The organism is Agromyces sp. NPDC056389 (genome assembly GCF_042262385.1).
In the GTDB taxonomy this organism is placed as follows: Bacteria; Actinomycetota; Actinomycetes; order Actinomycetales; family Microbacteriaceae; genus Agromyces.
On record NZ_JBHJPN010000003.1, the window covers coordinates 147,361 to 170,614 of the forward strand.

The 23,254-nt window shown below is 69.5% G+C and carries 24 protein-coding genes and 1 tRNA gene; 14 read left to right on the plus strand and 11 right to left on the minus strand.

The window, feature by feature from the left end:
• Positions 1 to 79 precede the first annotated feature (79 nt).
• The 4 genes from ACFCVM_RS16750 to ACFCVM_RS16765 are packed head-to-tail and all read left to right on the plus strand — an operon-like array spanning position 80 to position 2,389.
• On the plus strand, positions 80 to 430 hold the full coding sequence (locus ACFCVM_RS16750; protein WP_375837809.1) for a PadR family transcriptional regulator: 351 nt from the start codon (positions 80 to 82) through the stop codon (positions 428 to 430).
• A gap of 2 nt (positions 431 to 432) precedes the next feature.
• Positions 433 to 810, plus strand: coding sequence for a DUF1048 domain-containing protein (locus ACFCVM_RS16755; RefSeq protein WP_375837810.1), 378 nt, complete (start codon positions 433 to 435; stop codon positions 808 to 810).
• Complete coding sequence (locus tag ACFCVM_RS16760) at positions 807 to 1,628, plus strand: ABC transporter ATP-binding protein (RefSeq protein WP_375837811.1); 822 nt, start codon at positions 807 to 809, stop codon at positions 1,626 to 1,628. The genes ACFCVM_RS16755 and ACFCVM_RS16760 overlap by 4 nt, the downstream gene beginning before the upstream one ends.
• Positions 1,625 to 2,389, plus strand: coding sequence for an ABC transporter permease (locus tag ACFCVM_RS16765; RefSeq protein ID WP_375837812.1), 765 nt, complete (start codon positions 1,625 to 1,627; stop codon positions 2,387 to 2,389). Before ACFCVM_RS16760 ends, ACFCVM_RS16765 begins: the two co-directional genes overlap by 4 nt.
• Positions 2,390 to 2,473: 84 nt before the next feature.
• Here the strand turns inward: ACFCVM_RS16765 and ACFCVM_RS16770 are convergent, their stop codons facing one another.
• The 5 genes from ACFCVM_RS16770 to ACFCVM_RS16790 all read right to left on the minus strand — a co-directional run bounded on the left by ACFCVM_RS16770 (position 2,474) and on the right by ACFCVM_RS16790 (position 7,840).
• Positions 2,474 to 4,168, minus strand: coding sequence for a long-chain-fatty-acid--CoA ligase (locus ACFCVM_RS16770; protein ID WP_375837814.1), 1,695 nt, complete (start codon positions 4,166 to 4,168; stop codon positions 2,474 to 2,476).
• A 143-nt stretch (positions 4,169 to 4,311) separates the two neighbouring features.
• Positions 4,312 to 4,944, minus strand: a complete 633-nt coding sequence (locus ACFCVM_RS16775) for a response regulator (protein ID WP_375837815.1) — start codon at positions 4,942 to 4,944, stop codon at positions 4,312 to 4,314.
• Positions 4,941 to 6,122 carry a sensor histidine kinase gene (locus tag ACFCVM_RS16780; protein WP_375837816.1) on the minus strand — a complete coding sequence of 394 codons (1,182 nt, stop codon included), beginning with the start codon at positions 6,120 to 6,122 and terminating at the stop codon, positions 4,941 to 4,943. The genes ACFCVM_RS16775 and ACFCVM_RS16780 overlap by 4 nt, the downstream gene beginning before the upstream one ends.
• Before the next feature lie 21 nt (positions 6,123 to 6,143).
• Positions 6,144 to 6,953 (minus strand): ABC transporter permease, encoded by an 810-nt coding sequence (locus ACFCVM_RS16785; protein WP_375837817.1) that lies wholly within the window; start codon positions 6,951 to 6,953, stop codon positions 6,144 to 6,146.
• The gene (locus ACFCVM_RS16790; protein WP_375837818.1) at positions 6,950 to 7,840 is read right to left on the minus strand and encodes an ABC transporter ATP-binding protein; all 891 of its coding nucleotides are present in this window, start codon (positions 7,838 to 7,840) and stop codon (positions 6,950 to 6,952) included. The genes ACFCVM_RS16785 and ACFCVM_RS16790 overlap by 4 nt, the downstream gene beginning before the upstream one ends.
• A 508-nt stretch (positions 7,841 to 8,348) precedes the next feature.
• Between ACFCVM_RS16790 and ACFCVM_RS16795 the strand changes: the two genes are divergently transcribed.
• Entirely contained in the window at positions 8,349 to 8,600 is a 252-nt protein-coding gene (locus tag ACFCVM_RS16795; RefSeq protein ID WP_375837819.1) for a hypothetical protein, read from the plus strand.
• A gap of 70 nt (positions 8,601 to 8,670) precedes the next feature.
• Positions 8,671 to 9,393 (plus strand): hypothetical protein, encoded by a 723-nt coding sequence (locus ACFCVM_RS16800; protein ID WP_375837821.1) that lies wholly within the window; start codon positions 8,671 to 8,673, stop codon positions 9,391 to 9,393.
• Between the two features lie 81 nt (positions 9,394 to 9,474).
• Here the strand turns inward: ACFCVM_RS16800 and ACFCVM_RS16805 are convergent, their stop codons facing one another.
• The 3 genes from ACFCVM_RS16805 to ACFCVM_RS16815 form a co-directional block, all read right to left on the minus strand.
• Positions 9,475 to 10,809, minus strand: coding sequence for an RNA polymerase sigma factor (locus ACFCVM_RS16805; protein ID WP_375837822.1), 1,335 nt, complete (start codon positions 10,807 to 10,809; stop codon positions 9,475 to 9,477).
• The gene (locus ACFCVM_RS16810) at positions 10,806 to 11,687 is read right to left on the minus strand and encodes a YciI family protein (protein WP_375837823.1); all 882 of its coding nucleotides are present in this window, start codon (positions 11,685 to 11,687) and stop codon (positions 10,806 to 10,808) included. Before ACFCVM_RS16810 ends, ACFCVM_RS16805 begins: the two co-directional genes overlap by 4 nt.
• A gap of 102 nt (positions 11,688 to 11,789) precedes the next feature.
• Positions 11,790 to 12,515, minus strand: a complete 726-nt coding sequence (locus tag ACFCVM_RS16815; RefSeq protein ID WP_375837824.1) for a LysE/ArgO family amino acid transporter — start codon at positions 12,513 to 12,515, stop codon at positions 11,790 to 11,792.
• A 71-nt stretch (positions 12,516 to 12,586) separates the two neighbouring features.
• Between ACFCVM_RS16815 and ACFCVM_RS16820 the strand changes: the two genes are divergently transcribed.
• Positions 12,587 to 13,486, plus strand: coding sequence for a LysR family transcriptional regulator ArgP (locus ACFCVM_RS16820; RefSeq protein WP_375837825.1), 900 nt, complete (start codon positions 12,587 to 12,589; stop codon positions 13,484 to 13,486).
• A gap of 15 nt (positions 13,487 to 13,501) precedes the next feature.
• Here the strand turns inward: ACFCVM_RS16820 and ACFCVM_RS16825 are convergent, their stop codons facing one another.
• Both ACFCVM_RS16825 and ACFCVM_RS16830 read right to left on the minus strand, forming a co-directional pair.
• Positions 13,502 to 14,719 carry a pyridoxal phosphate-dependent aminotransferase gene (locus ACFCVM_RS16825; RefSeq protein ID WP_375837827.1) on the minus strand — a complete coding sequence of 406 codons (1,218 nt, stop codon included), beginning with the start codon at positions 14,717 to 14,719 and terminating at the stop codon, positions 13,502 to 13,504.
• A gap of 86 nt (positions 14,720 to 14,805) precedes the next feature.
• Positions 14,806 to 15,210, minus strand: coding sequence for a hypothetical protein (locus ACFCVM_RS16830; RefSeq protein WP_375837828.1), 405 nt, complete (start codon positions 15,208 to 15,210; stop codon positions 14,806 to 14,808).
• Positions 15,211 to 15,393: 183 nt separating this feature from the next.
• On the opposite strand from ACFCVM_RS16830, the gene ACFCVM_RS16835 reads away from it, so the two are divergent.
• A complete protein-coding gene (locus tag ACFCVM_RS16835) occupies positions 15,394 to 18,459 on the plus strand; it encodes a hypothetical protein (RefSeq protein ID WP_375838322.1) in 3,066 nt (1,021 codons plus the stop codon).
• On the opposite strand, the gene dgt is transcribed toward ACFCVM_RS16835, so the two are convergent.
• Positions 18,387 to 19,904, minus strand: a complete 1,518-nt coding sequence (gene dgt / locus ACFCVM_RS16840) for a dGTP triphosphohydrolase (RefSeq protein WP_375837830.1) — start codon at positions 19,902 to 19,904, stop codon at positions 18,387 to 18,389. The two genes, ACFCVM_RS16835 and dgt, sit on opposite strands and share 73 nt — an antisense overlap.
• A gap of 241 nt (positions 19,905 to 20,145) precedes the next feature.
• Between dgt and ACFCVM_RS16845 the strand changes: the two genes are divergently transcribed.
• The 6 genes from ACFCVM_RS16845 to ACFCVM_RS16870 all read left to right on the plus strand — a co-directional run bounded on the left by ACFCVM_RS16845 (position 20,146) and on the right by ACFCVM_RS16870 (position 23,222).
• Positions 20,146 to 20,218 (plus strand) — tRNA-Trp (locus ACFCVM_RS16845).
• 40 nt (positions 20,219 to 20,258) lie between these two features.
• Complete coding sequence (gene secE, locus ACFCVM_RS16850; protein ID WP_056007694.1) at positions 20,259 to 20,534, plus strand: preprotein translocase subunit SecE; 276 nt, start codon at positions 20,259 to 20,261, stop codon at positions 20,532 to 20,534.
• 64 nt (positions 20,535 to 20,598) lie between these two features.
• Positions 20,599 to 21,525: a transcription termination/antitermination protein NusG gene (gene nusG, locus ACFCVM_RS16855; protein ID WP_375837832.1), complete on the plus strand. Its 927-nt coding sequence runs from the start codon at positions 20,599 to 20,601 to the stop codon at positions 21,523 to 21,525.
• Positions 21,526 to 21,686: 161 nt separating this feature from the next.
• Positions 21,687 to 22,115 (plus strand): 50S ribosomal protein L11, encoded by a 429-nt coding sequence (gene rplK, locus ACFCVM_RS16860; protein ID WP_022891467.1) that lies wholly within the window; start codon positions 21,687 to 21,689, stop codon positions 22,113 to 22,115.
• Positions 22,116 to 22,215: 100 nt separating this feature from the next.
• Positions 22,216 to 22,905 (plus strand): 50S ribosomal protein L1, encoded by a 690-nt coding sequence (rplA, locus tag ACFCVM_RS16865; RefSeq protein WP_375837833.1) that lies wholly within the window; start codon positions 22,216 to 22,218, stop codon positions 22,903 to 22,905.
• Positions 22,906 to 22,997: 92 nt separating this feature from the next.
• On the plus strand, positions 22,998 to 23,222 hold the full coding sequence (locus ACFCVM_RS16870) for a hypothetical protein (protein WP_375837835.1): 225 nt from the start codon (positions 22,998 to 23,000) through the stop codon (positions 23,220 to 23,222).
• Positions 23,223 to 23,254: the final 32 nt, after the last annotated feature.

The following is a 23,254-nucleotide window of genomic DNA, read 5'->3' on the forward strand; positions in this document are numbered from 1 at the left end:
TCAGTGTTGCTAACTACCAGTACTTGTGCTTACTATGTACCGGTAATCAGTTACACCAAGTAGTGAGAGGAGGGGTTCCATGGGCAAGCAGACGACCGAGATGCTGAAGGGCACGCTCGAAGGCATCGTCCTCGCAATCCTGGCCGTGAGTCCGGCGTACGGGTACGAGATCACGGCCCGACTTCGCGACGAGGGCTTCTCCGACATCGCCGAGGGCACCGTCTACGCCCTGCTGGTCAGGATCGAGCAGCGCGGCCTCGTCGACGTCGAGAAGGTTCCGTCGGAGAAGGGCCCGCCCCGCAAGGTCTACACGATCAACGCGCAGGGCGGCGAGTACCTCGCCGAGTTCTGGAGGACCTGGAGCTTCCTCGCCGAACGGATCGAACAGCTCCACAGCCGCATCGAACTGACGAACGAAGAAGGAGTGTAGCCATGGCTGCCAAGTGGTACGAGCTGATCACCGGATCGCTCGACGACAAGAAGGCGTACCGCCAGTACAAGGCCCGCATCGCGGCCCTGCCCGAGCCCTACGGCACCGCCGCGAAGGCCTTCGAGCGCTACTTCATGTACAACGGCGGCATCACCGACGGCGACCCCGCCGTGATGATCACGATGCTGAACGACTTCGCCGACCTGTGGGAGCGCGCCGCCGTCGACGGAACGCCGGTCGAGGACATCGTCGGCGACGACCCGGTCGAGTTCGCCGAGGCCTTCGCCGCGGCGTACGCCGGCAAGCGCTGGATCGACAAGGAGCGCAACCGCCTCACCGAAACCATCAAGAACCTCGAACGGAAGGAAGAAGAGCGATGACCACCGAAACAGCGATCCGGGTGCAGGGCATCCAGAAGTCGTTCAAAGACCTGCACGTGCTCCGAGGCGTCGACTTCGAGGTCGCGGCGGGCAGCATCTTCGCCCTGCTCGGCTCGAACGGCGCGGGCAAGACCACCCTCGTCCGCATCCTCGCGACGCTCGCGAAGGCCGACGCCGGCACCGCGACGGTCAACGGGCTCGACGTCGCCGCGGACGCCGCAGAGGTGCGGGGGGCGATCAGCCTGACCGGCCAGTTCGCCGCCGTCGACGAGGTGCTCACGGGCCGTGAGAACCTCATGCTCATCGCGAAGCTCCGGCACCTGAAGCAGCCGGGTGCGATCGCCGACGAGCTGCTCGCCCGCTTCTCGCTCACCGAGGCAGGGGGCCGCAAGGCGGCGACCTACTCGGGCGGCATGCGCCGTCGGCTCGACATCGCGATGAGCCTGATCGGCAACCCGCCGATCATCTTCCTCGACGAGCCGACCACCGGGCTCGACCCGCAGGCGCGCATCGAGGTGTGGCAGACCGTCAAGAAGCTCGCCGATGCCGGCACGACCGTGCTGCTCACGACGCAGTACCTCGACGAGGCCGAGCAGCTCGCCGACCGGATCGCCATCCTGCACAAGGGCACGATCATCCAGAACGGCACCCTCGCCGAACTCAAGCAGCTCCTCCCGGCCGCCACGGTCGAGTACGTCGAGAAGCAGCCCACGCTCGAAGAGGTCTTCCTCACCCTCGTCGGAGAGACCGGCGAGACCGAAACGGACGATGCCGACCGCACCGACAGTGCGGTCAAGGCAGGAAAGGAATCACGATGACCACCCACGTCCTCAGCGACACCCGGGTCCTCACCGGCCGATCGCTGACCCACATCCTCCGCAGCCCCGACACGATCATCACCACCGCGGTCACCCCGATCGCGCTGATGCTGCTCTTCGTCTACGTGCTCGGCGGGGCGATCAACACCGGGTCCGACGAGTCGTACATCAACTACATGCTCCCCGGCATCCTGCTCATCACGATCGCGTCGGGCATCGCGTACACCGCGTACCGCCTGTTCCTCGATCTGCAGGGCGGCATCTTCGAGCGCTTCCAGTCGATGCCGATCGCTCGGTCGAGCGTGCTGTGGGCGCATGTGCTCACCTCGGTGGTGGCGAACCTCGTGTCGGTCGCGATCGTCATCGGCGTCGCCCTGATCATGGGCTTCCGCACCGGGGCATCCGTGGGCGCATGGCTCGCCGTCGCCGGCATCCTGGCCATGTTCACCCTCGCGTTGACCTGGCTCGCCGTGGTCGCCGGCCTCTCGGCGAAGACGGTCGACGGGGCGAGCGCGTTCAGCTACCCGCTGATCTTCCTGCCGTTCATCAGCTCGGCGTTCGTGCCCACCGACTCGATGCCCGCCCCGGTCGCCTGGTTCGCCGAGAACCAGCCCGTGACCTCGATCGTGAACTCCACGCGGGCCCTGTTCGCCGGTGAGCCGGTCGGCAGCGAGATCTGGGTCGCACTCGCCTGGCTCGTCGGCATCCTCGTGGTCGCCTACGTGTGGGCCATGGCGATCTACCGCCGCAAGATCTCCTGAGCCCAGCAGCTCGAGCGCAGCTCCCCTTCGCCCGTCTTCGACGCGGCGGAGGGGAGCTTCGTCGTGCCAGCGCTCCGGGCGGGTTCAGCCGCGTTCGAGCAGCTCGTCGCGCACGGAGCGCCGCAGCACCTTGCCGATGAGCGAACGCGGCAGCTCGTCGAAGAGCTCGATACGGCGCGGCACCTTGTAGGGCGTGAGGCTCGTACGGCAGAAGTCGCGGAGGGCCGCCTCGTCGAAGACGGCGCCGTCGCGCAGCTCCACGCCCGCTGCGACCGCTTCGCCCCCCGACGCTCGCGGAAGGCCCACGACCGCGGCGCCGCGCACGTCGGGATGGGCGAGCAGCGCAGCTTCGACCTCCGACGGCGAGACGTTGAAGCCGCCCGTGATGATGAGCTCCTTCACCCGGTCGACGATCGTGACGAACCCGTCGTCGGAGACGTGCACGATGTCGCCGGTGCGGAGCCACCCGCCGGTGAGCAGCGTCGCGGCGGTCTCGGTCGGTCGTCGCCAGTAGCCCTGGAAGACCTGCGGCCCCCGCACGAGCAGCTCGCCGGCCTCGCCCGCCGGCCGGTCGACGTCGGGGTCGTCGGGGTCGACGACGCGGATCTCGGTGCTCGGAAACGGCACGCCGACCGTGCCCGGCCGCCGGGTCGGTCCCATCGGGTTGCCGACCGAGATCGGCGAGGACTCGGTCATGCCGTAGCCCTCGACGAGGAGCCCGCCGGTCGCGCTCTCCCAGCGGTCGACGGTCGCGATGGGCAGGCTCATCGCACCCGAGATGGCGAAGCGGATGCGCTCGAGGGCACGCGGGTGACGCGCGGCTGCACGCACGAGCTGATCGTAGATCGGCGGCACGGCGGGCAGGAACGTCGGTGGCGAATGCCGTGCGGCATCGAGCACGAGACCCGAGTCGAACTTCGGGAACAGCACGAGCCGCGCCCCGATCGACATCGCGAAGGTCAGGCAGAGCGTCATGCCGTAGGCGTGGAAGAGGGGGAGCACCCCGTAGAAGACCTCCTCGCCCTCGGCGAGGCCGGGCACCCAGGCACGGCCCTGCATCGCGTTCGCGCGCAGGTTCCGGTGGCTGAGCACGGCGCCCTTCGGTGTGCCGGTGGTGCCGCTGGTGTACTGCAGCACGGCCGTGTCATCGAGGGAGGGGCGCGGATGCCGCTTGGCGAGCGCCCGCCGCGAGGTGAGCCGCTCCCACTCGACGAGCCCGCGGGCACGCGGCTTCGTCGTGAGCGCGGCGCGGGAGCGCCTGGCCTTCGGGATCGGCAGGCGCAGCGCCATCCGCTTGCCGAACGGCAGAGCGCGCGTCAGGTCGACCGAGACGATGTGGGCGGGCCGGATGTCGCTCGGGAACTCGGCGACCGTGTCGGCGACGCTGTTCCAGACGATCGCGACGCGTGCGCCGTGGTCTTCGAACTGGTGCCGCAGCTCGGGCGGCGTGTAGAGCGGGTTGTGCTCGACCACGATCGCACCGAGGCGCAGCACTGCGTAGAACGCCGCCACGTGCTGCGGGCAGTTCGGCAGCACGAGCGCGACCCGATCGCCTGCGACGACGCCCAGCCGACGCAACCCCTCGGCCGTCGAGGCGATCTGCTCGCCGAGTTCCCGGTAGCTCGTCTCGGCGCCGAAGAACTCGAGTGCCGTGCGTCGCCTGAACCGGCCCACCGCGTCGTCGATCATGTCGACGAGGGTCTGGCTCGGCTCATCGATCGTCGGCGGCACCCCTTCGGCGTAGTGAGCGAGCCACGGGCGGTGTTCGTACGGGTTCATGCGTGCCTCTCACGGCCACCCGCACGCACGATCACGGGTGTGCCCCGTCGATGCCGCGGCGCGCGCGGATGCCACCTCCAGCGTAGGCCGCGAGCGCTGTGGCCGCCCCGAATCTCGATGACGCCGGATCTCGATGAGGCCGGCTAGATCAGCCCGAGCTCCATCGCCCGGGTGACGGCTCGCGTGCGATCGCTCACCTCGAGCTTCTCGAAGGCGTGCAGCAGGTGCGTCTTCACCGTCGCCTCGCCGATGAAGAGCGCCCGGGCGATCTCGGGGTTCGAGCTGCCGTCGGCCACGAGCCGCAGCACCTCGAGCTCGCGCGGCGAGAGCGAGGGCGCGGTGACCGAGGCCGCGTCGGCGCGCACCCTCGAGACGAGCTTCGCCGCGATCGACGGGGCGAGCACCGTCTCGCCGGCGGCGACGGCGCGGATGCCGGCGACGATCTCGGCCTGCGGGGCCGCCTTCAGCAGGTAGCCGCTCGCTCCCGCCTCGATCGCCGCGAGGATGTGGTCGTCGGTCTCGTATGTGGTGAGCACGAGCACGCGCGTGCCGGGCACCTCGGCGAGGATGCGCGCGGTCGCCGCTGCACCGTCGAGCTGCGGCATCCGCAGGTCCATGAGCACCAGGTCGGGGCGTTCGGATGCCGCGACGGCCACCGCGTCCGCGCCGTCGGCGGCCTCGCCGACGACCTCGAGACCGGGCTCGGCGTCGAGCAGGCCGACGATGCCGGCGCGCACGATGGGATGGTCGTCGGCCACGACGATGCGGATGCTCATTCGGTCTCCTCAGGTTCTGCGGCATCCGCTCGGGGGATGCCGACGCGCAGCACCGTGCCGCCCTCGGCCCCCGGTTCGATCGCGAACGAGCCGCCGACGAGCGCGGTGCGGTCGCGGATGCCGGTGAGCCCGAAGCCCGAGGCGCCGGGCGTCGCAGCACCCGGGCCGACGCCGTCGTCGGAGACCGTGAGCACGACCTCGCCGTCGACGGATTCCACCGTCACCGCCGCGTGCCGGGCGCTCGCGTGCTTGCGCACGTTCGCGAGCCCCTCCTGCGCCGAGCGCAGCAGCACGACCTCGTGCTCGCGGCTGAGGCCGGTCGCGTTCGCCGAGACCGTCACGGCGACGCCGGTCTCGCGCTCGAAGCTCGCCCCGAGCCTGGCGAGCGCGTCGCCGAGCCCGGCGCCCGGCTCGACCGGTGCGAGCGAGGCGACGAGGCCGCGCGCCTCGGTGAGGGCCTCACGCGCCATCTGCTCCATGAGCTCGACGTCGGAGCGAGCGGATGCCGCGGCCGCGCCGTCGACCGCTTCGAGCCGTGTGCCGGTGCGCTGCGCGACCATGACGAGCCCGGTGAGGCTCTGCGCGATCGTGTCGTGGATCTCGCGGGCGAGGCGTGCGCGCTCCTCGACGACCCCGGCGTCGCGGTGCATCGCGGCGAGCTGGCCCTGTGCGGCCTGCAGCTCCTCGAGCAGGCGGCCGCGCTCCTGGCCGTACAGGGCGATGTTCGTGATCCAGAGCCCGAGCGCGATGCTGAAGCCGACCGAGACCACTGCGCTGATGACCCCGGCGACGATGCCGCTCGGGCCGAAGTGCACGACGTAGCCAGCTGCGAGCGCGACGCCGATGAGCACGTTCGACGCGACCGCGCTGCGGATCGACGGCGCCGTCGTCCAGATGAACGGATAGACGAACACCTGAATGATCGCGAAGGAGGGCTCGAACGACGCGCCGACGCCGACGAGCATCGCGAACCCGATCGAGATCACGAGGTGCGGGGCGAGGCGATCGACGCCGAGATGGGCCCTCGCGTAGGCGAAGTAGAAGACGAGGAACGCGCCCGTCGTCGCCCAGACGCCCCAGTCGTTCGGTCCGTACGGCGGCGGGTCGAACAGGGTGAAGAGCACGAGGATGGATGCCACGGCGATCGCCGCGACATCCCACCATCGTCTGCTCAGCATGTTGCGAGTCTCGCACGCGCCTCAGGCGTCGCGCCGGATCCAGCGGAAGGTGAGGCGGGAGAGCACGAACCCGACGATGAGCCAGATGCCGAGCGCGATCGCGACGCCGGGGAGGTTCCACGAACCGTTCTGCTCGAGCGACTCCCATCCCTCGGGCAGGAACACCGAGCGCATGCCCTGGGCGATCCACTTGAGGGGGAACAGGCTCGCGAAGTTCTGCAGCCACTCGGGCAGCATGTTCCACTGCAGGTACACGCCCGAGATGAACTGGAGGATCAGCCCGATCGGGATCACGACCGCGGCGGCGCTCTTGCCCGAGCGGGGCAGCGCCGAGAGGGCGATGCCGAGCAGCGCACAGGTCGTGAGGCCGAGCACGAACACCCAGGCGAAGGTGAACCATTTCTCGGGCTCGGTGGGCAGGTCGATGCCGAGCACGAGCCATCCGGCGAGGATCAGCAGCCCAGCCTGCAGCGTGCCGGTGACGAAGACCTGGCCGATCTTGCCGGCGAAGTACCCGATCGGCGAGAGGGGCGTGCCACCCAGCCGCTTCAGCGTGCCGTTCGACTTCTCCAAGGCGATGTCGATGGCGAGGTTCTGCACGCCCGACAGGAAGATGCCAGCGGCGAGCATCGCCGGCAGGTAGAGGGCCGCGATCGAGATCTCGGCCCCGGGAGGACCGACCTCGCCCGATGCGCTGAATGCGGCCGAGAAGATCGCGAGCATCACGAACGGGAAGAGGAAGGTGAAGAACAGTGTGTCGGCGGCCCGGAAGTACATCTTCGTCTCGACGCCGATGCGCGACGTGCCCTGGGTCATCAGGTTGGTGCTCATGCGAGGGCCTCCTCGGCGGTCGTGTCGGGTACGGCGCTCTGCACGAGCTCCAGGTAGATGTCTTCGAGGGTCGGCCGGATCACTTCGAGGCCGGCCGGTTCGCGGCCGAGTTCGGCGACGACGGATGCCACGTGCAGCCCCGGCTCGTCGGTGCGCACCTCACGAGTGGTGCCGCCCGCGTCGCGCCAGCGCACGATGGGCCGGCGTGCGTCGGCGCCGCCGATCTCGTCGATGGCGCCGACGTCGAGGAGCCGGCCGCCGGCGATGACGCCGGCGCGATCGGCGAGCTGGGCGGCCTCGTCGAGGTAGTGGGTGGTGAGCAGGATCGTCGTGCCCTCCGCCTTCAGCGAGCGGATGAGCCCCCAGAACTGTCGCCGCGCCTCGGGGTCGAAGCCAGTGGTCGGCTCGTCGAGGAACAGCAGCTCGGGTCGGCCCACGATGCCGAGTGCGACGTCGACGCGGCGCTGCTGGCCGCCAGAGAGCTTCGCGATGCGCGTCTTCGCCTTCGCCTCGAGCCCGGCGGCGGCGATGACCTCGTCGACGTCGCGCGGGTTCGGGTAGAGCGAGGCGAAGTGCCGCAGCACCTCGGTGACGGTCAGCAGTCCGGTCTCGCCGCTCGACTGCAGCACGATCCCGATGCGCGACTTCCAGTCGAGGCCGCCGCGTGCCGGATCGACGCCGAGCACGCTCACCTCGCCCGAGGTGCGGAGCCGGTAGCCCTCGAGGATCTCGACCGTGGTCGACTTGCCTGCGCCGTTCGGCCCGAGCAGGGCGAACGTCTCGCCGTGGGCGATGTCGAGATCGAGGTCGTCGACCGCGGTCACCCCGCCGTAGACCTTGCGGAGCCCGCGGATCTGCACCGCGGCATCCGTGCGTGTGGTGTTCATACCCCGTAGCCTCTCGCGGCCGCGCGCGGACCGACAGCCCCCGACGGTTCGATTCCGGCATCCACCGGTCGGTGGATGGCGCCCGTGGGTCGACTGGCCCCGGCTAGAGTCACGTTCGCCGCGTGCGGATTCCTCCCGTGGAGAGTTCATGATTGAGGGAGTCGCGTGGGGCATGAACCGGGTGATCGCCGGCATCGGAATGATGGCGGCTGGAAAGACAGCCGAAGCGACGTGGCTGGCATTCCAGTCGGTGTTAGTGCTGAGTTCTTCGGGGCAGCGGTTTTGTGACTGTAGCCGGCGGGATACCACGAGGTGCACTCCAACTCATGATTGAGTACGAGGACCAGTGGGTGCAGCAGCAACTCGTTTCCTGGATCCAAGATATCTTTGTGGGGACCGTTGCCCCTGGTTGCGGTGGCCACGTGCTCGATTGGGTCGGAGGACTCTAATGTCGATTTCGCGGAGCGGGCCCCCACTCGACTCTGGCTTCGGTACGCTCCTCGTCACCGTGTCGTTTCTCGTCCTCCTGTGGGTGGCAGTGCCGTTGAGCTGGCTGACCTGGTGGTTCGCGCTGTCCTGGCGAGCTGAGCCGCGTGCATCGCTGCGTCAATGCACTGGTTGGTTCGTCATCAACCTCATGGCCTTCCTTCAGCGCTTCATCTTGAGGTTCCTTATTCCCAAGCCGAGCGTTCGTTACGTGGCGTGGCGGGACATCGATAAGCTCGCGCGAGAAACCGACAGGTCCAACTTCTTCGGGTGACCGACTGGATCTGGCTCCAGTCTGAGTAACAGGCGCGCTTGAGGTCGCGCACATCAACAATGGTTTCGTTATGGAAGCGCGCTTCTTTCTCGAGGTGGAGGGGTTGTCCGAAGTGATCCGCATGGCGAGACCTAGCGCGTGGTGGTACGCGATTCTCGGGTTGGTGATTGTTCAAGGCGCCCTTGTCGTTCGATCGATTGCGCGAGAGGCATCGGAGCAACCTGAGGACACCGCCACGATTCTTGGGCGCGTTCTTTTCTTTCCTGTCGTGTTCGCGGCTCTGAGTGTTCTGGTGCTGTCTGTCATGTACAGAGGTTCACGCGTTCGAGATCGGGCGCTCGTAAAGGCTGGCCTCTCACCTATTGCGACGATTCAAGTCACACAGAATCTCGCGCGTGTCTTGGCAACCTTCCAGCGGCCGAGCATGGAGTTCCTTCCGTACTCCGCAGGCCAACTTGCTCGATGGCGGACGACCTTGGTGGATGATCAGGCGTCACTTCATCTCTTCGACGGCACATCCAGCCCGGAATCTGTGTTAGAGATCCAATGGCGGACGGTCCATCGGGTCTACACCGCGGCGCTCTCGGACGGGCATGGGAGTAGAGCGTTCCACGGCATCGTGGTTGAAGTACGGGACGAGAGGGGCAGCACACTGATCGAACTCATGCTGGTAGGTAAGGGGCCAGGAGGCGCGTTTCCAATGGGAAAGCGATTTGCCGATGATCTGTGCAGAACCCTTCAAGCCAAGATTCTCCTGAAGGATGAAGTGCCGCCCGAGGAGCATGCGCGGTGAATCGATACCTCCCGACGTTCGGGTGGTCTGCTGCATGGATCGGTGGCAGGTTGTAGTCACGCAGCCAATGCGGCTGGCGTGTCAGCGATCGGGCGCAGGCTGATCCAACGCCTCGACCTCTGCCAGCCGGCGTTCGAGGAAGCGTCGCTCGGGCGCCGTCGGGGCGAGCGGGATCGCCTCGCGGTATCGGGCGGAGGCCGCCTCCGCTCGCCCGGAGCGCCGCAGGAAGTCCGCCTGCGCCGCTGGCAGCAGGTGGTACCCGGTGAGGCGTTCTGATGACTCGAGTGCGGCGAGCGCCGCGAGACCGGCGTCGGCGCCGTCGGCCATGCCGATCGCGATCGCGCGGGCGAGCTCGACGAACGGCGACGCGCCCTTCGTGAGCAGCGCGAGCTCGTCGTAACGCCGCACGATCGCAGCCCAGTCGGTCTCCTCGGGGGTGCGCGCGCGAATGTGCACGGCCTGGATCTCCGCCTGGATCCGGTAGGGGCCGCGTTCGGTCCTCGGGGTCGCGTCGAGCAGGGCGAGCCCCTCGGCGATGAGTTCCCGGTTCCAGCGTTCGCGATCCTGTTCTTCGAGGGGAACGAGTTCGCCGTCGGCATCGACCCGGGTCGTCGCTCGTGCGTGCTGCGGGAGCATGAGCGCGAGCAGGGCGCGCGGCTCCGAGGCGTCGGGCAGCAGCTCGACGACGAGTCGCGTGAGGCGGATCGCCTCCTGAGCCAGATCGACCCGCTGCAGGCGGTCGCCCGAGGAGGCGACGTAGCCCTCGTTGGCGACGAGGTAGAGCACGGCGAGCACCCCGTCGAGGCGAGCGGGCAGCGCTTCGGGCGGTGGCACGCGATAGGGGATGCCCGCATGCCGGATCTTCCGCTTCGCGCGCACGAGGCGCTGCGCCATCGTCGGCTCGGGCACGAAGAACGCGCGCGCGATCTCGCTCGTCTCGAGGCCGCCCACCGTGCGCAGGGTGAGCGCGACTCGCGACTCCATCGGCAGCGCCGGGTGGGTGCACGTGAAGATGAGGCGAAGGCGATCGTCCCACGCCGGCTCGTCGCGAGCGACCGCGATCTCGGCAGGGTCCGGTGGCCCGGTGCGTCCCTCGAGGGCTTCCATCGACATCCACTCCCTGACCTTTCCCGACTCCACGGCAAGACGCCGCAGCCGGTCGAGTGCGAGGTTGCGAGCGGCGGTGGTGAGCCATGCGCCCGGGTTCGACGGCACGCCGTCGCGCGGCCACGTGGTCGCCGCCCGCTCGAACGCCCCTGAGGCCGCCTCCTCGGCGACATCCCAATCGCCCGTCGTCCGGATGAGCGTCGCAACGACCCTCGACCAGTCGGTCGCGAATGCGGAGTGGAGGGCCGATGCGACCTCGGGCGCGAGCCCGTCGGCTCGGTCCCCGTGCGCCGGCCCTCCGGCCGTCATCCGTTCGCGATGCAGCGGCCTGCCCCCGCGACCGCGTCGAGCGCTTCGGCGGCCGACGGCTCGACGCGGATGCCGCGTTCGGCAGCCTCCCGCTCGTGGCGGGCGACGTGGTCGTCGTGCACGTCGAACGGCCAGAGCGGGCGCAGTTCGAGCGTGCCGCCCCTGGCCATCGGATGCTTCGACGCCACCTCGATCGCCTCGGAGAGGTCGCGCACCTCGAGCACGTCGAAGCCCGCGACCCACTCCTTCGACTCGGCGAACGGGCCGTCGCTGACGAGCACCTCGCCCTCGCGTCGGCGCACGAAGGTCGCTTCTTCGGGTCCGTGCAGCACCTCGCCGAAGAGGCGGGTTCCGCGGGCGTCCATCTCGCCGACCCAGGCTTCGGGATCGTCGTTCGCTCCGTCGTCGTCGGGAGAGGCGTCGCCGCCTCCGTCGTCGCTGATGACCGCGCCCTGCTGAGCGGCCACCACGAGCATCAGATACCGCGTGCCCTTCGCCACCCGGTCGCGAAAGCCCGTCGGGACGACGCGAGCCGACGGGTCGGCGTCGGGCCATTGCACGAACGGGCGCACCTCCACCCTCACGAACGCAGCTGCGGGATGCCTCGACGCGATCTCGATCGCCTCGTCGAGGTCGGCGACGTCGATGATGTCGAAGCCGCCGATCGATTCCTTCGACTCGGTGAACGGGCCATCGGTGACGAGCAGCTGCCCCTCGCGCACCCGCACGATGGTGGCGTCATGGTCGGGCCGCAGCCGTTCGCCGTACTCGGACGCGCCCCGGGCCTCGAGGTCGTCGACCCAGTCGCCGATGTCGTCGGCCGCCGGAACGTAAGCGACGGGGTCGTCGCCCTCGGCGTAGAACAGTGCGTATTCCATGGTGGAACCTCTCTCTCGGTCAACCTACGCAAGTACGACGAACGGCGATAGCCGTTCTCGACACTTGTGTGGGTGATCCGCGGGATCGGCTGCCCGGCCCGCTCAGTGCGGCAGCACGAGCATTACGCCGAGCCCGACCATGACGACGGCGATGATCGCATCGAGCACGCGCCACGCGCGGGGGCTCGAGAGCACGCCGCCCAGGAGTCGTGCGCCGTAGGCGAGGCCGAAGAACCAGACGATGCTCGCGATGCCGGCTCCGACGGCGAAGGCCCAGCGGCCGTCGCCGTGGGTGTTCGCGACCGAGCCGAGCAGGAACACGGTGTCGAGGTACACGTGCGGGTTCAGCCAGGTGAGCGCGAGGCAGGTCAGCACGGCCGCGGCGAGGCCGGTGCTCCGCCGGGTCAGCGTCGTCGAGACGGATGCCGCGGGGTTCGCGGGCGCCGCGGGTGTCCCGGCCCGGCCGTCCACGAGCCCCGCGGCATCCGCCTCGGCCGTCTCGACCTCGCGCTCGGCCGACGCGGCCTCGAGCGTCTCGCCGCTCGGCCGGATCGCGCGGCGCGCCGCGAGCAGGCCGTATGCGACGAGGAACGCCGCACCCGCCCAGCGGATGACGTCGACGAGCCACGGCACGGCCGTGAGCACGGCTCCGATGCCTGAGACCCCCACGATGATGAGCGCGAGGTCGCTCAGCGCGCAGATCGCGGCCACCGCGAAGACGTGCTCGCGCCGGATGCCCTGTCGCAGCACGAACACGTTCTGCGCGCCGATCGCGACGATGAGCGAGAGGCCGAGGCCGAAGCCGGCCAGCAGTGATGAGAGGGGCACGAGTCGACTGTAGGCGTGGCGGCAGCCTTACTCCAGCTCAAGATTCTTCATCGGCATTAGCATGGCTTCAGATGAAGATACCGCTCGACCTCGCTCGCACGCTCGCCGTCGTCATCGACGAGGGCACGTTCGACGCGGCGGCACGGCGGTTGCGCATCACCCCGTCGGCGGTCTCCCAGCGCGTCAAGGCGCTCGAGCAGCAGCTCGGGCGGGTGCTCGTCGTGCGCTCGAAGCCGGTGCGGGCCACCGACGCCGGTGCGCCGATCGTGCGACTCGCGCGCCAGGTCGCCCTGCTCGAGCACGACGCGCTCGCGGAGTTCGGGCTCGACGAGGCATCCGCTCGGCCGATCTCGCTCGCCCTCGCGGTCAATGCCGACTCGCTCGCGACCTGGTTCCTGCCGGCGCTCGCCCGTGTGGGGGAGCGGCACCCGGTCGTCTTCGACCTGCACCGCGACGACCAGGACTTCACGGCGGGGCTGCTCGAGTCGGGCACGGTGCTGGGCGCGGTGACCTCGCAGTCGGCGCCGGTGGCCGGATGCCTCGTGCGCCCGCTCGGCGTCATGCGCTACCAGGCCGTGGCGACGCCCGTCTTCGCCGAGCGCTGGGGGCTCGCGCCGGGGGTTGCGCGGGCGGGCGCGCTCGCGGCGGCGCCACTCGTCGACTTCGACCGGCGCGACGACCTGCAGCGCGAGCATCTGTCGGCGCAGGGCATCGACCCCGACGGTCCGCCCCGCCACTTCGTGCCGGCGTCGAGCGACTTCGCGACAGCGGTCAAGCTCGGGCTCGGCTGGGGCATGCTGCCGGCGTTCCAGTCGGCCGACGAACTCGAGCGCGGCGCGCTCGTGCGGCTCGACGGGGAGCCGATCGACGTGCCGCTCTTCTGGCAGCAGTGGAACCTGCGCTCGAACCTGCTCACCGCCGTCGCCGACGAGCTCGCCGTCGAGGCGCGCACCGCGCTCGCGCGGCCCTGAGGCCGCGACCGATGGCTAGGCGAAGAGGCGCTGCAGGCGCTGCACGCCCTCGAGGAGCGGTGCGTCGCCGAGCGCGTAGCTGAGGCGCAGGTAGCCCGACGGACCGAAGGCCTCACCGGGCACCGCGGCGACCTCGGCCTGGTCGAGGATCAGGTCGGCGAGCTCGAGCGAGGTCGTCGGCGTGACGCCGCCCCACTCGCGGCCGAGCAGGCCCGTGACGTCGGGGTAGACGTAGAAGGCGCCCTGCGGCACCGGCACGGTCATGCCGTCGATCTTCGAGAGCTCGGCGACGATCGTGCGGCGACGACGGTCGAACGCACGGCGCATCTCCTCCACCGCGTCCTGCGGGCCGTTGAGCGCGGCGATCGCCGCGCGCTGCGAGATGTTCGACACGTTCGACGAGAGGTGGGACTGCAGGTTCGCCGCGCCCTTGATGACATCGGCCGGGCCGACCATCCAGCCGAGGCGCCAGCCCGTCATCGCATAGGTCTTCGCGACGCCGTTGACGAGGATCGTCTGGTTCGCGAGCTCGGGAACGGCCTCGACGATCGAGACGGCTCGGGGCGGCACGCCGTCGGGCTCCTCGGCGTAGGTGAGGTTCTGGTAGATCTCGTCGGCGACGACCCAGATGCCGTGCTCGAGCGCCCATTCGCCGATCTCGCGGGTCTGCTCGGGGGAGTAGACGGCGCCGGTCGGGTTGGACGGCGAGACGAAGAGCAGCACCTTCGTGCGGTCGGTGCGCGCGGCCTCGAGCTGGGCGACCGTCACCAGGTAGCCCTGGTCGGAGCCCGCGAAGACGTCGACCTGCACGCCGCCGGCGAGCTTGATCGCCTCGGGGTACGTGGTCCAGTAGGGCGTCGGCACGAGCACCTCGTCGCCCGGGTCGAGCAATGTCTGGAACGCCTGGTAGACCGCCTGCTTGCCGCCGTTCGTGACGACGACCTGGCCGGGGGAGACCTCGAGGCCCGAGTCGCGGAGGGTCTTCGCCGCGATCGCCTCGCGCAGTTCGGGCAGGCCCGCCGCCGGCGTGTACCGGTAGTTCTTCGGGTCGTGCGTCGCCGCGAGCGCCGCCTCGACGATGTACTCGGGCGTCGCGAAGTCGGGCTCGCCCGCCGCGTACGAGATGACCGGGCGCCCCTCGGCCTGGAGGGCCTTCGCCTTCGCATCGACCTTGAGGGTCGCGGACTCGGCGATGGCGGCGATGCGGGCGGAGAGGCGAGGGTGTTCGGTCACGAGCACCAGCCTACGGCGCGCGGGCCCCGCATGACAGGGCTCGGATGACGCGAGCGGAAGCCGCGGCATCCGAGCCCGTGTTCGCCTCAGCTCCGGGTCTTGAGCTCGCGGCCGTGCACCGTGAGCGCATAGATCACGAGGAAGTCGAGCGTGAGCACGATGATCGACCACCACGGCTGCACGGGCAGCAGGAAGAGCTGCCCGATGGCGTTGATGATCACGAGGATCACGGCCACCACCCGAGCCCACGTCGCGCCCGAGAAGAGGGCGGCGCCGATCAGCACGAGCAGGGCGCCGCTGATCACGTGCCACCAGCCCCAGCCCTGCACATCGAAGATGAACAACGCGCCGACGTCGGCCGTGAGGTACGCGCTGTCGGGCATGGCGAGCGCGATGAAGCCGTACAGCACGTCGAAACCGCCGGCGATGATGAGCATGATCGCCGCGAAGACTCCCCAACCGACCCAGCCGGTGACTTGCGTCTCGCTCATGGTGACACTCCCTTTCGCATCGATGCAGCGCCGACGCGATCTGCGTCGACGCAGATGGTGCTGGCGTCACGTTAGCGCGTGGCGACCGAGCAGGGCAACGAATGCCGGGCGCGGCGCAGAGACGCGTTCGCGGCGGAGATTTTTCTGGGACATCTGTCCCACTCTTGCTACGCTGCCCACGTGATGGCGCGAACCCGACGGGGAATCCTCGCCGGTGTCGCGCTCACGGTGCTCGTGGCGCTGGGCGCCGGCGTCGCCGTGGTGCTCGCCGACGAGCTCGGCATCCGCAGCGAGCCGTCCGACATCCCGTCGGAGGTGCTCGCGGCCGCGCCCGAGACCCCGTCGGCCCTTCCCCCCGAGTTCACGGCGATCTCCGCGCCGCACTCGCTCCGCATGGAGCTCGCGGTCGACGAGCTGCGCGACGCGGTCGCCGATGCGGACGCGACCGACGGCACGGCCGCCCTCGACGTCGTCATCGGCGATGGCACGGCAGGTGCGGGGAGCGACGACGACGAGTCCTACCGCCTCGAGGGCGCTCCCGACGCGCTGCGCGTGGTCGCGGCATCCGAGGCCGGCGCCGTGCTCGGCGTCTACGACCTCGCCGCCGCGGTGCGCGACCGCCGGAGCGTGACCGAACGCCTCGGCGAGACGATCGACTCCCGCCTCGGCTTCCGCATGGTCGACCTCGGCGCCGTCGGCGTGACGGTCGACGAATCGGAGTGGGCGGCCGGCGACGACTACTCGCACAACTCGAAGGCCTTCGCCGACGTGATCCTCGCCGAGGCGCCGTACATCGACGACACCGCGCTCGCGGTCGCCCGCGCGGACTTCGAGGCCTACGTGCGGCACGCGCTCGCCGAGGGGTACAACGCGATCGCGATCCCCGGATTCGTCGAGTACCTGACCTTCTCGGGCGTCGGCGACGGCACCGACGTCTACGACGCCGACGATTCGCACGTCGCCCGCGCCCACGCGATGCGCGAGGCGTTCGGGCCGATGTGGGAGTACGCGCACGACGCCGGCCTCGACGTGTACTTCCGCACCGACATGCTCACCCTCACGACGCCGCTCGAGGAGTACCTCGTCGAGCGCTTCGGGGGCCTCGCCACCGAGGACCCCGAGTTCTGGGAGGTCTACTCGGCCGGCCTCGACGAGCTCTACGCCGAGATGCCCTTCCTCGACGGCGTGCTCATCCGCATCGGCGAGGCGGGCCGCGTCTACGACCTGCCGGGCTGGGACTACTACTCGAAGCTCGCCGTCACGACGGTCGACTCGGTGCGGGCCATGCTCACGGCGTTCACCGAGCAGGCCGAGCGCGCCGACCGCGAGGTGATCTTCCGCAGCTGGAGCGTCGGCGTCGGCGCCGTCGGCGACATGCACACGAACGACGCCTCCTACGAGGCGGTGCTCGCGGGCATCGACTCCGATGCGCTCATCGTGTCGACGAAGTACACGCTCGGCGACTTCTACAGCCACCTGCCGCTGAACCACACCCTCGAGATCGGCGAGCAGCGACGCATCGTCGAGTTCCAGAGTCGGCGCGAGTTCGAGAACTTCGGCGCGTTCCCGAACGACCTCGGGGTGCTCTACCAGGAGGCGCTGCAACGGTTCATCGCGGCGAATCCGCGCGTCGAGGGAATCTGGACGTGGACCCAGGACGGCGGCCCATGGCGGGCCGGCCCGCTCTCACTCGAGCTGAAGGCCGGCTTCTGGCAGCTCTACGAGCTGAACACCGAACTCGCCGTGCGGCTCGCACGCGACCCCGAGGCCGACCCCGCCGCGATCACGGCCGACTGGGCGCGGCGCTGGTTCTCGGACGACCCGGCGACCGTCGCGGCGATCGGCGAGGCGATGGCGCAGTCTCGCGCCGCCATCACCGACGGGCTCTACATCGGCCCGTTCGCCGACCGCCGGGTCTTCGCGATCGGGCTCGAACCGCCGCCCATGATGTGGATCTTCGAGTGGGACATCCTCACCGGCGACAGCGCCGTGCTGAACGTGATCTACGAGATCAGCCGCGACGAGCTCGACGAGGCGATCGCGGGCGGCGACCGCGCGATCGCCGCGGTCGAGCGCATGCAGTCGGCGATCGAGGCGACGGATGCCGCGAGCTGGCGCGACCCCGTACTGCGCACGGCGTTCCTCGACACCCTCGACTACCAGGCCAACACCTTCGCGATGCTCGGCGACTACCGCGAGATGTTCCTCCGGCAGGCGGAGTGGCACGACACCGGCGACTCGGTGGCATACGAGCGGTGGGATGCCGCGCGGCGGGCGTTCGAGGCATCCGCCGCCGCTCATGAGGCCGCCTACGCGGGCGACCCGTACCTGCCCCCGTACAACCTGACGGCGGCCGAGCTCGGCGTCGAGCGGGCCGTGCGCGACCTGCCGATGGCGTGGGCCGCGCGCGTCGCCCTCGTGCTGCTCGCCGCATGGCTGGCCTACGGCATCGCGGACGGCTTCGCCCGCGCCGGATGGCCCGGCGCCCGGGCCGCACGTGCGCTGTGGATCGCCGGAACCAGGCCATGGCGAGCGCGAGCGGTGGTCGAGGGGCTCGGCCGTCTCGACCGGGTGCTGCTGGCCGCCGTGCCCGCCGCCTTCCTCGTGGCGAGCCGCGGCATCCAGACCTGGTTCCTCGCCCCGTCGCACCTGCTCGTGACCCTCGGCGGCTGGGTGCTGTTCGCGGGGGTCGTCTGGCTCGCCCTCGGTCGTCGCTCGGCATGGCCGGTCATCGCGGCCATCGGAGGGGCCGCGATGCTGCGCGTGGCGCTGCTGCTCGTCGTGCTCGCCCCGACGGGGCCGGGCGGCTACTGGTTCGAGTTCTGGACGAATCCGGTCGGGCGCTCGGCCTACATCGCCGTCGCGTTCGCCGCATTCGGTTGGGTCGTGATCGCCGCGGCCTGGGCGCTCGCCGTCGAGCGGGGAGCGCTCTGGGCGACCGGTGCGGTCGTGGCGGGCATCGGCGGCGTGCTCGCGGTGTTCGGCTCGCTCATCGGCCTGATCGGCCTCGAGGCGGCGCTCACCACGTGGAACGACGAGATGGCACTGCTGCCGTGGGGGCTCTCGCGCATCCTCGGCATCAGTGTCTACCTCGACATCCCCGCGGACACCGCGTGGTGGGTCGCGATCGCCGGCGCCGTGCTCGTCGGGCTCGGAGCGGCCTGCATCGCGCTGGGTCAGAGGTTCTGGCCGATGTCCCACAGTCGGTCGGGCCGCCCGTCGAGCGCCTCCGACACCGCGAGCGCCTGATCGTCGGAGAGCGACGCGACGTAGTCGATCACCCCGCGACCGACTCCGAGCCGGCGCACGTCGCCCGCCGCGGGGATCGGAACGCCGTCGGGGCGCTCGTGGCGCAGCGCCGCGTAGCCGTCGGTCGCGATGTCCACGAGCTCCTTCAGGCGCTGCGGAACCCGGTCGCGGTCGTGCTCGTCGGTCGCCCAGGCGGTGAGCCCCTTGACGGCGCGGGCGAGCACCCGGCTGAGTCCGCGCTGGTACATGACGATGTCGGCGCGGTCGAGGATGAAGTGCCGGTGCACGAACTTCAGGATCTCGACCTCGTGCCAGGCCTGTCGATCGAGGGTCACGAGACCCGAACGCACGACATCGGGCGGTGCAGGCACGACCGATGACTGCAGGTGGCTGATCCACCGGTTCGTGAACGACGAGAGTGCGCGCTCCGAGGCGATCGACCCGTCGAACGGCGTCGCCAGCAGGCCGTCGACGAGGTCGTCGGCGACGACGTCGACCGCATCGGCGAACGCGTCGTCGGAGGCCACCCAGGGATCGTCGCGGGCGAACTTGCGGCGAAGGGCCTCGAGCGCGCTGCCCGCAGGTGCGGTGCGGGCGTCGAGGGCCGCCTCGTCGAGCTCGCGCAGCTGGGAGCCGCCCTCGATCCAGCCGCGGAACTCCCGCGCCACCGCGCCCTGGCTGAGCACGCCGGCCCGGTAGAAGTCGTCGACGTCGTGGATCGAGTAGGCGACGTCGTCGGCGATGTCCATGATCGAGCACTCGAGCGACTGCTGCATCGGCGGGAGCCCGGCGCGGGCCTGCTCGAGGTCGAGGGCGTCGATGCCGTACGCCGAGTACTTGGGCACCTCGATGCCCTGCGCGGTGCGGCGGAGGCCGCGCGGCAGCGGCCCGTCGCCGAAGGACGACGCGTCGATGTACCTCGTCCACGGGTACTTCGCGACGGCCGTGCGCACCGCCGCCGTCAGGTTCAGCCCGCGAGGGGCGGCCTCGCTGACGTCGAGCGCCGTGAGGATCCGGTAGCTCTGCGCGTTGCCCTCGAAGCCGTCGACGAGCCCGAGCGTCTCGCGTGCGAGCCGGTCGAGCACCCGTTCGCCGAGGTGCCCGAACGGCGGGTGGCCGAGATCGTGCGCGCTCGCCGCGGCCTGCACGACGACGGCGTCGCAGCCGTGCTCGAGCGCGAGTTCGCGCGCCGGCGACGCGGCATCCGTCAGCTTGACCGCGATCGCCCGCGCGACCGCGGTGACCTTGATCGAGTGGGTGAGCCGGTTGTGGATGAGCGGGCCCGCGCCCGGCTGCGCGATGACCTGGGTGACGGCGGAGAGCCGCGAGAAGTACGGCGAGAACCGGATGCGCTCGAGGTCGAGGCGGAACTGCGAGTGCTCGCCGGTGACCTCGGCGCTGCTGCGCGGCTCCGGAACGAGGCGCGATGCGCGGTCGATCGTCATGCGCTCAATCTAAGCCGATCGACCCGTCGACGCGGGCGATTCGGATGCCCCGGGGCCGGCGTCGGCGGCGGGGCGTCCGCTCGGCTTTACTCTGCCTGCGGCGTCGCATACACTTGGTGAGGTTGTTGAAGTCAGCCAAGATTCTCTGCGCCTATTTTCGGGCCTTCACCTGGTGAGAAACGCAAGGGAATCGTGGCGCTCGGCAATCGGTGGAACAGCCCCGGTCACCCGGTCGTTCCATAGGGCGGTGGCTCAATTGGTAGAGCAGCGGTCTCCAAAACCGCAGGTTGCAGGTTCGAGTCCTGTCCGCCCTGCGAGCCGGCAGTGATTGCCGGCCCACGAAAGGTGTACGAGGTGGCACGAAAAGTAATCGACGAACCGAGTGAAGACGTCGTCGCCAACGCGAAGCGCGATCGCGCCGCGCGTCGGAACCCCTTTTCGCGCGTCGCCCTGTTCATCCGGCAGGTCATCGCCGAGCTGAAGAAGGTCGTCACGCCGACCCGCAAGGAGCTCCTCAGTTTCACGACTGTGGTGCTCGTGTTCGTCATCATCATGATGGCGATCGTGTGGGCGTTCGATCAGGTGTTCGGCTGGCTGGTGCTGTACGTCTTCGGAACACCGGGGGTCTGATCGGACCTTCGGGTTCGACGGATCCGGTTCGCCGCTGGCGCACCGGAGAAAAGGATTGAGAGAAGTGTCAAGGACTGAGCGCGACGACGTCGACTGGGCCACGGCTGCCGAGCAGTCGGCCGAAGACGACGAGGCGCAGACGGGCAACACCCTCGAGCACGAAGAGGAATCGGTCGAGCCGGCCGAGCACCGCGCCGTGCACGTCGTCGACGACGAGGGCAACGACGTCGACCTCGACGCCGTGCTCGACGCGATCGCGGAGTCGACCGACCCCGAGGCCGACGCCGTGGTCGACGACGCACTCGACATCGACTCGGCCGAAGAGGCCGAGGCCGCCGTCGAGGCCGTCATCGAAGAAGACGAGGAGCAGGCCGACCCGTACGCGGAGTTCCGCGCCGAGCTCCGGTTCCTCCCCGGCAAGTGGTACGTCATCCACTCCTACGCGGGCTTCGAGCGCCGCGTGAAGGCGAACATCGAGCAGCGCCGCGAGTCGATGGCCATGGCCGACTACATCTACCAGGTCGAAGTGCCGATGGAAGACGTCGTCGAGATCAAGAACGGCCAGCGCAAGATGGTCACGCGCGTCCGCATCCCCGGTTACGTGCTCGTGCGCATGGACCTCAACGAGGACTCGTGGTCGGTCATCCGCCACACGCCCGGTGTCACCGGCTTCGTCGGCAACGCGCACAACCCGACCCCCCTCCGCTTCGAAGAGGCCTTCGGCATGCTGAAGAGCCTCGTCGAGATCAAGGACGTCGCTCCCGTCAAGGGCGCGAAGGCCGGCTCGGCCGCCGGTGCGGCCCGCGCGATCCCCGCCGAGGTCGACTTCGAGGTCGGCGAGACCATCACGATCAAGGACGGTTCGTTCGCGGGCCTGCCCGGCACGATCAGCGAGATCAAGCCCGAGAGCGGCAAGCTCATCGTGCTCGTCTCGCTCTTCGAGCGCGAGACCCCGGTCGAGCTCAGCTTCGACCAGGTCACCAAGCTCTAGCACCTCCCAGACAGTACGCAGCGGCCCTCCGGTACAATCGGAGGGTTGTGCTGCGTCAGGCACGCGCTGGCAACAGCACATCAGATCACCGCATCCCGGAACGGCCGGGTTGCGGGAGAGTGCCCCGGCCACCGGGGCGTTCGAACAGAAAGAGAGAAATCATGGCACCGAAGAAGAAGGTCACCGGTCTGATCAAGCTTCAGATCAAGGCCGGCGCCGCGAACCCGGCCCCGCCCATCGGCCCGGCCCTGGGTCAGCACGGCGTGAACATCATGGAGTTCTGCAAGGCGTACAACGCGGCGACTGAGGCCCAGCGCGGCAACGTCATCCCCGTCGAGATCACGGTCTACGAAGACCGCTCGTTCACCTTCATCCTGAAGACCCCGCCCGCCGCCGAGCTCATCAAGAAGGCTGCCGGCGTCGCCAAGGGCTCCGGCGTCCCCCACACCACCAAGGTCGGCAAGCTGACCCAGGCTCAGGTGCGCGAGATCGCCGAGTCGAAGATGGTCGACCTCAACGCCAACGACCTCGACGCAGCGTCGAAGATCATCGCGGGCACCGCTCGCTCGATGGGCATCACGGTCGAATAGGCCTCGACGGATGCCACGCGGCATCCGTTCACCAGAACTCAGCATTCAGTGGCAGCGCCCGCCAGGCGCAGATGACCACACTCTCTCAAGGAGAAGCAACATGGCAAAGAAGTCAAAGGCCTACCGCGCCGCGGCCGACAAGATCGAAGACGGCAAGTTCTACACCCCGACCGAGGCAGTGGCCCTCGCGAAGGAGACGGGCTCGGCGAAGTTCGACTCGACCGTCGAGGTCGCGCTGAAGCTCGGCGTCGACCCCCGCAAGGCCGACCAGATGGTGCGCGGCACCGTCATCCTCCCGCACGGCACCGGCAAGACCGCTCGCGTCATCGTGTTCGCGACCGGCCCCGCCGCTGAGGCTGCCATCGCTGCCGGCGCCGACGAGGTCGGCGGCGCCGAGCTCATCGAGAAGGTCGCCGGCGGCTACACCGCGTTCGACTCGGCGGTCTCGACCCCCGAGCTCATGGGCCAGGTCGGCCGTCTCGGCAAGGTGCTCGGCCCGCGCGGCCTCATGCCGAACCCGAAGACCGGCACCGTGACCCCGAACGTCGGCCAGGCCGTCTCCGACATCAAGGGCGGCAAGATCGAGTTCCGCGTCGACAAGCACGCCAACGTGCACTTCGTCGTCGGCAAGGCCTCGTTCACGCAGGAGCAGCTCGAAGAGAACGCCAAGGCGGCTCTCGAAGAGGTCCTGCGTCTGAAGCCGTCGAGCTCGAAGGGCCGCTACATCCAGAAGGGCGCCGTGTCGACCACGTTCGGCCCCGGCATCCCGCTGGACGTCAACGCCATCTAGTCTCACCGCAGACTCCCCGAAGGGCCCGCCGATGTTCGGCGGGTCCTTCGTCGTTCGCTTGCATTGTCGGCGGAGCGGCGTAGCTTGACGGTATGAGCGAACGAACCACCACGGTCCTCGCGTCGGTCGCCACGATCGTCGTGGCCGCGGCCGCCGCGTATTGGATGACCCTCATCGGCGCCTTCGGGCCGGCCGTCTATACCGTCGTGCTCGCACTCGTGGTCGTCTGGCTGCTCATCTCGGCCGAGCGGCATCGAGGGCTCGACCCGGTCGACGACGAGTCGTTCCGCCGGCGCGGCTCGGCGTACTGGCTCTGAGCCGGTACGCCGGCCCCGCCTCATCGTCGATG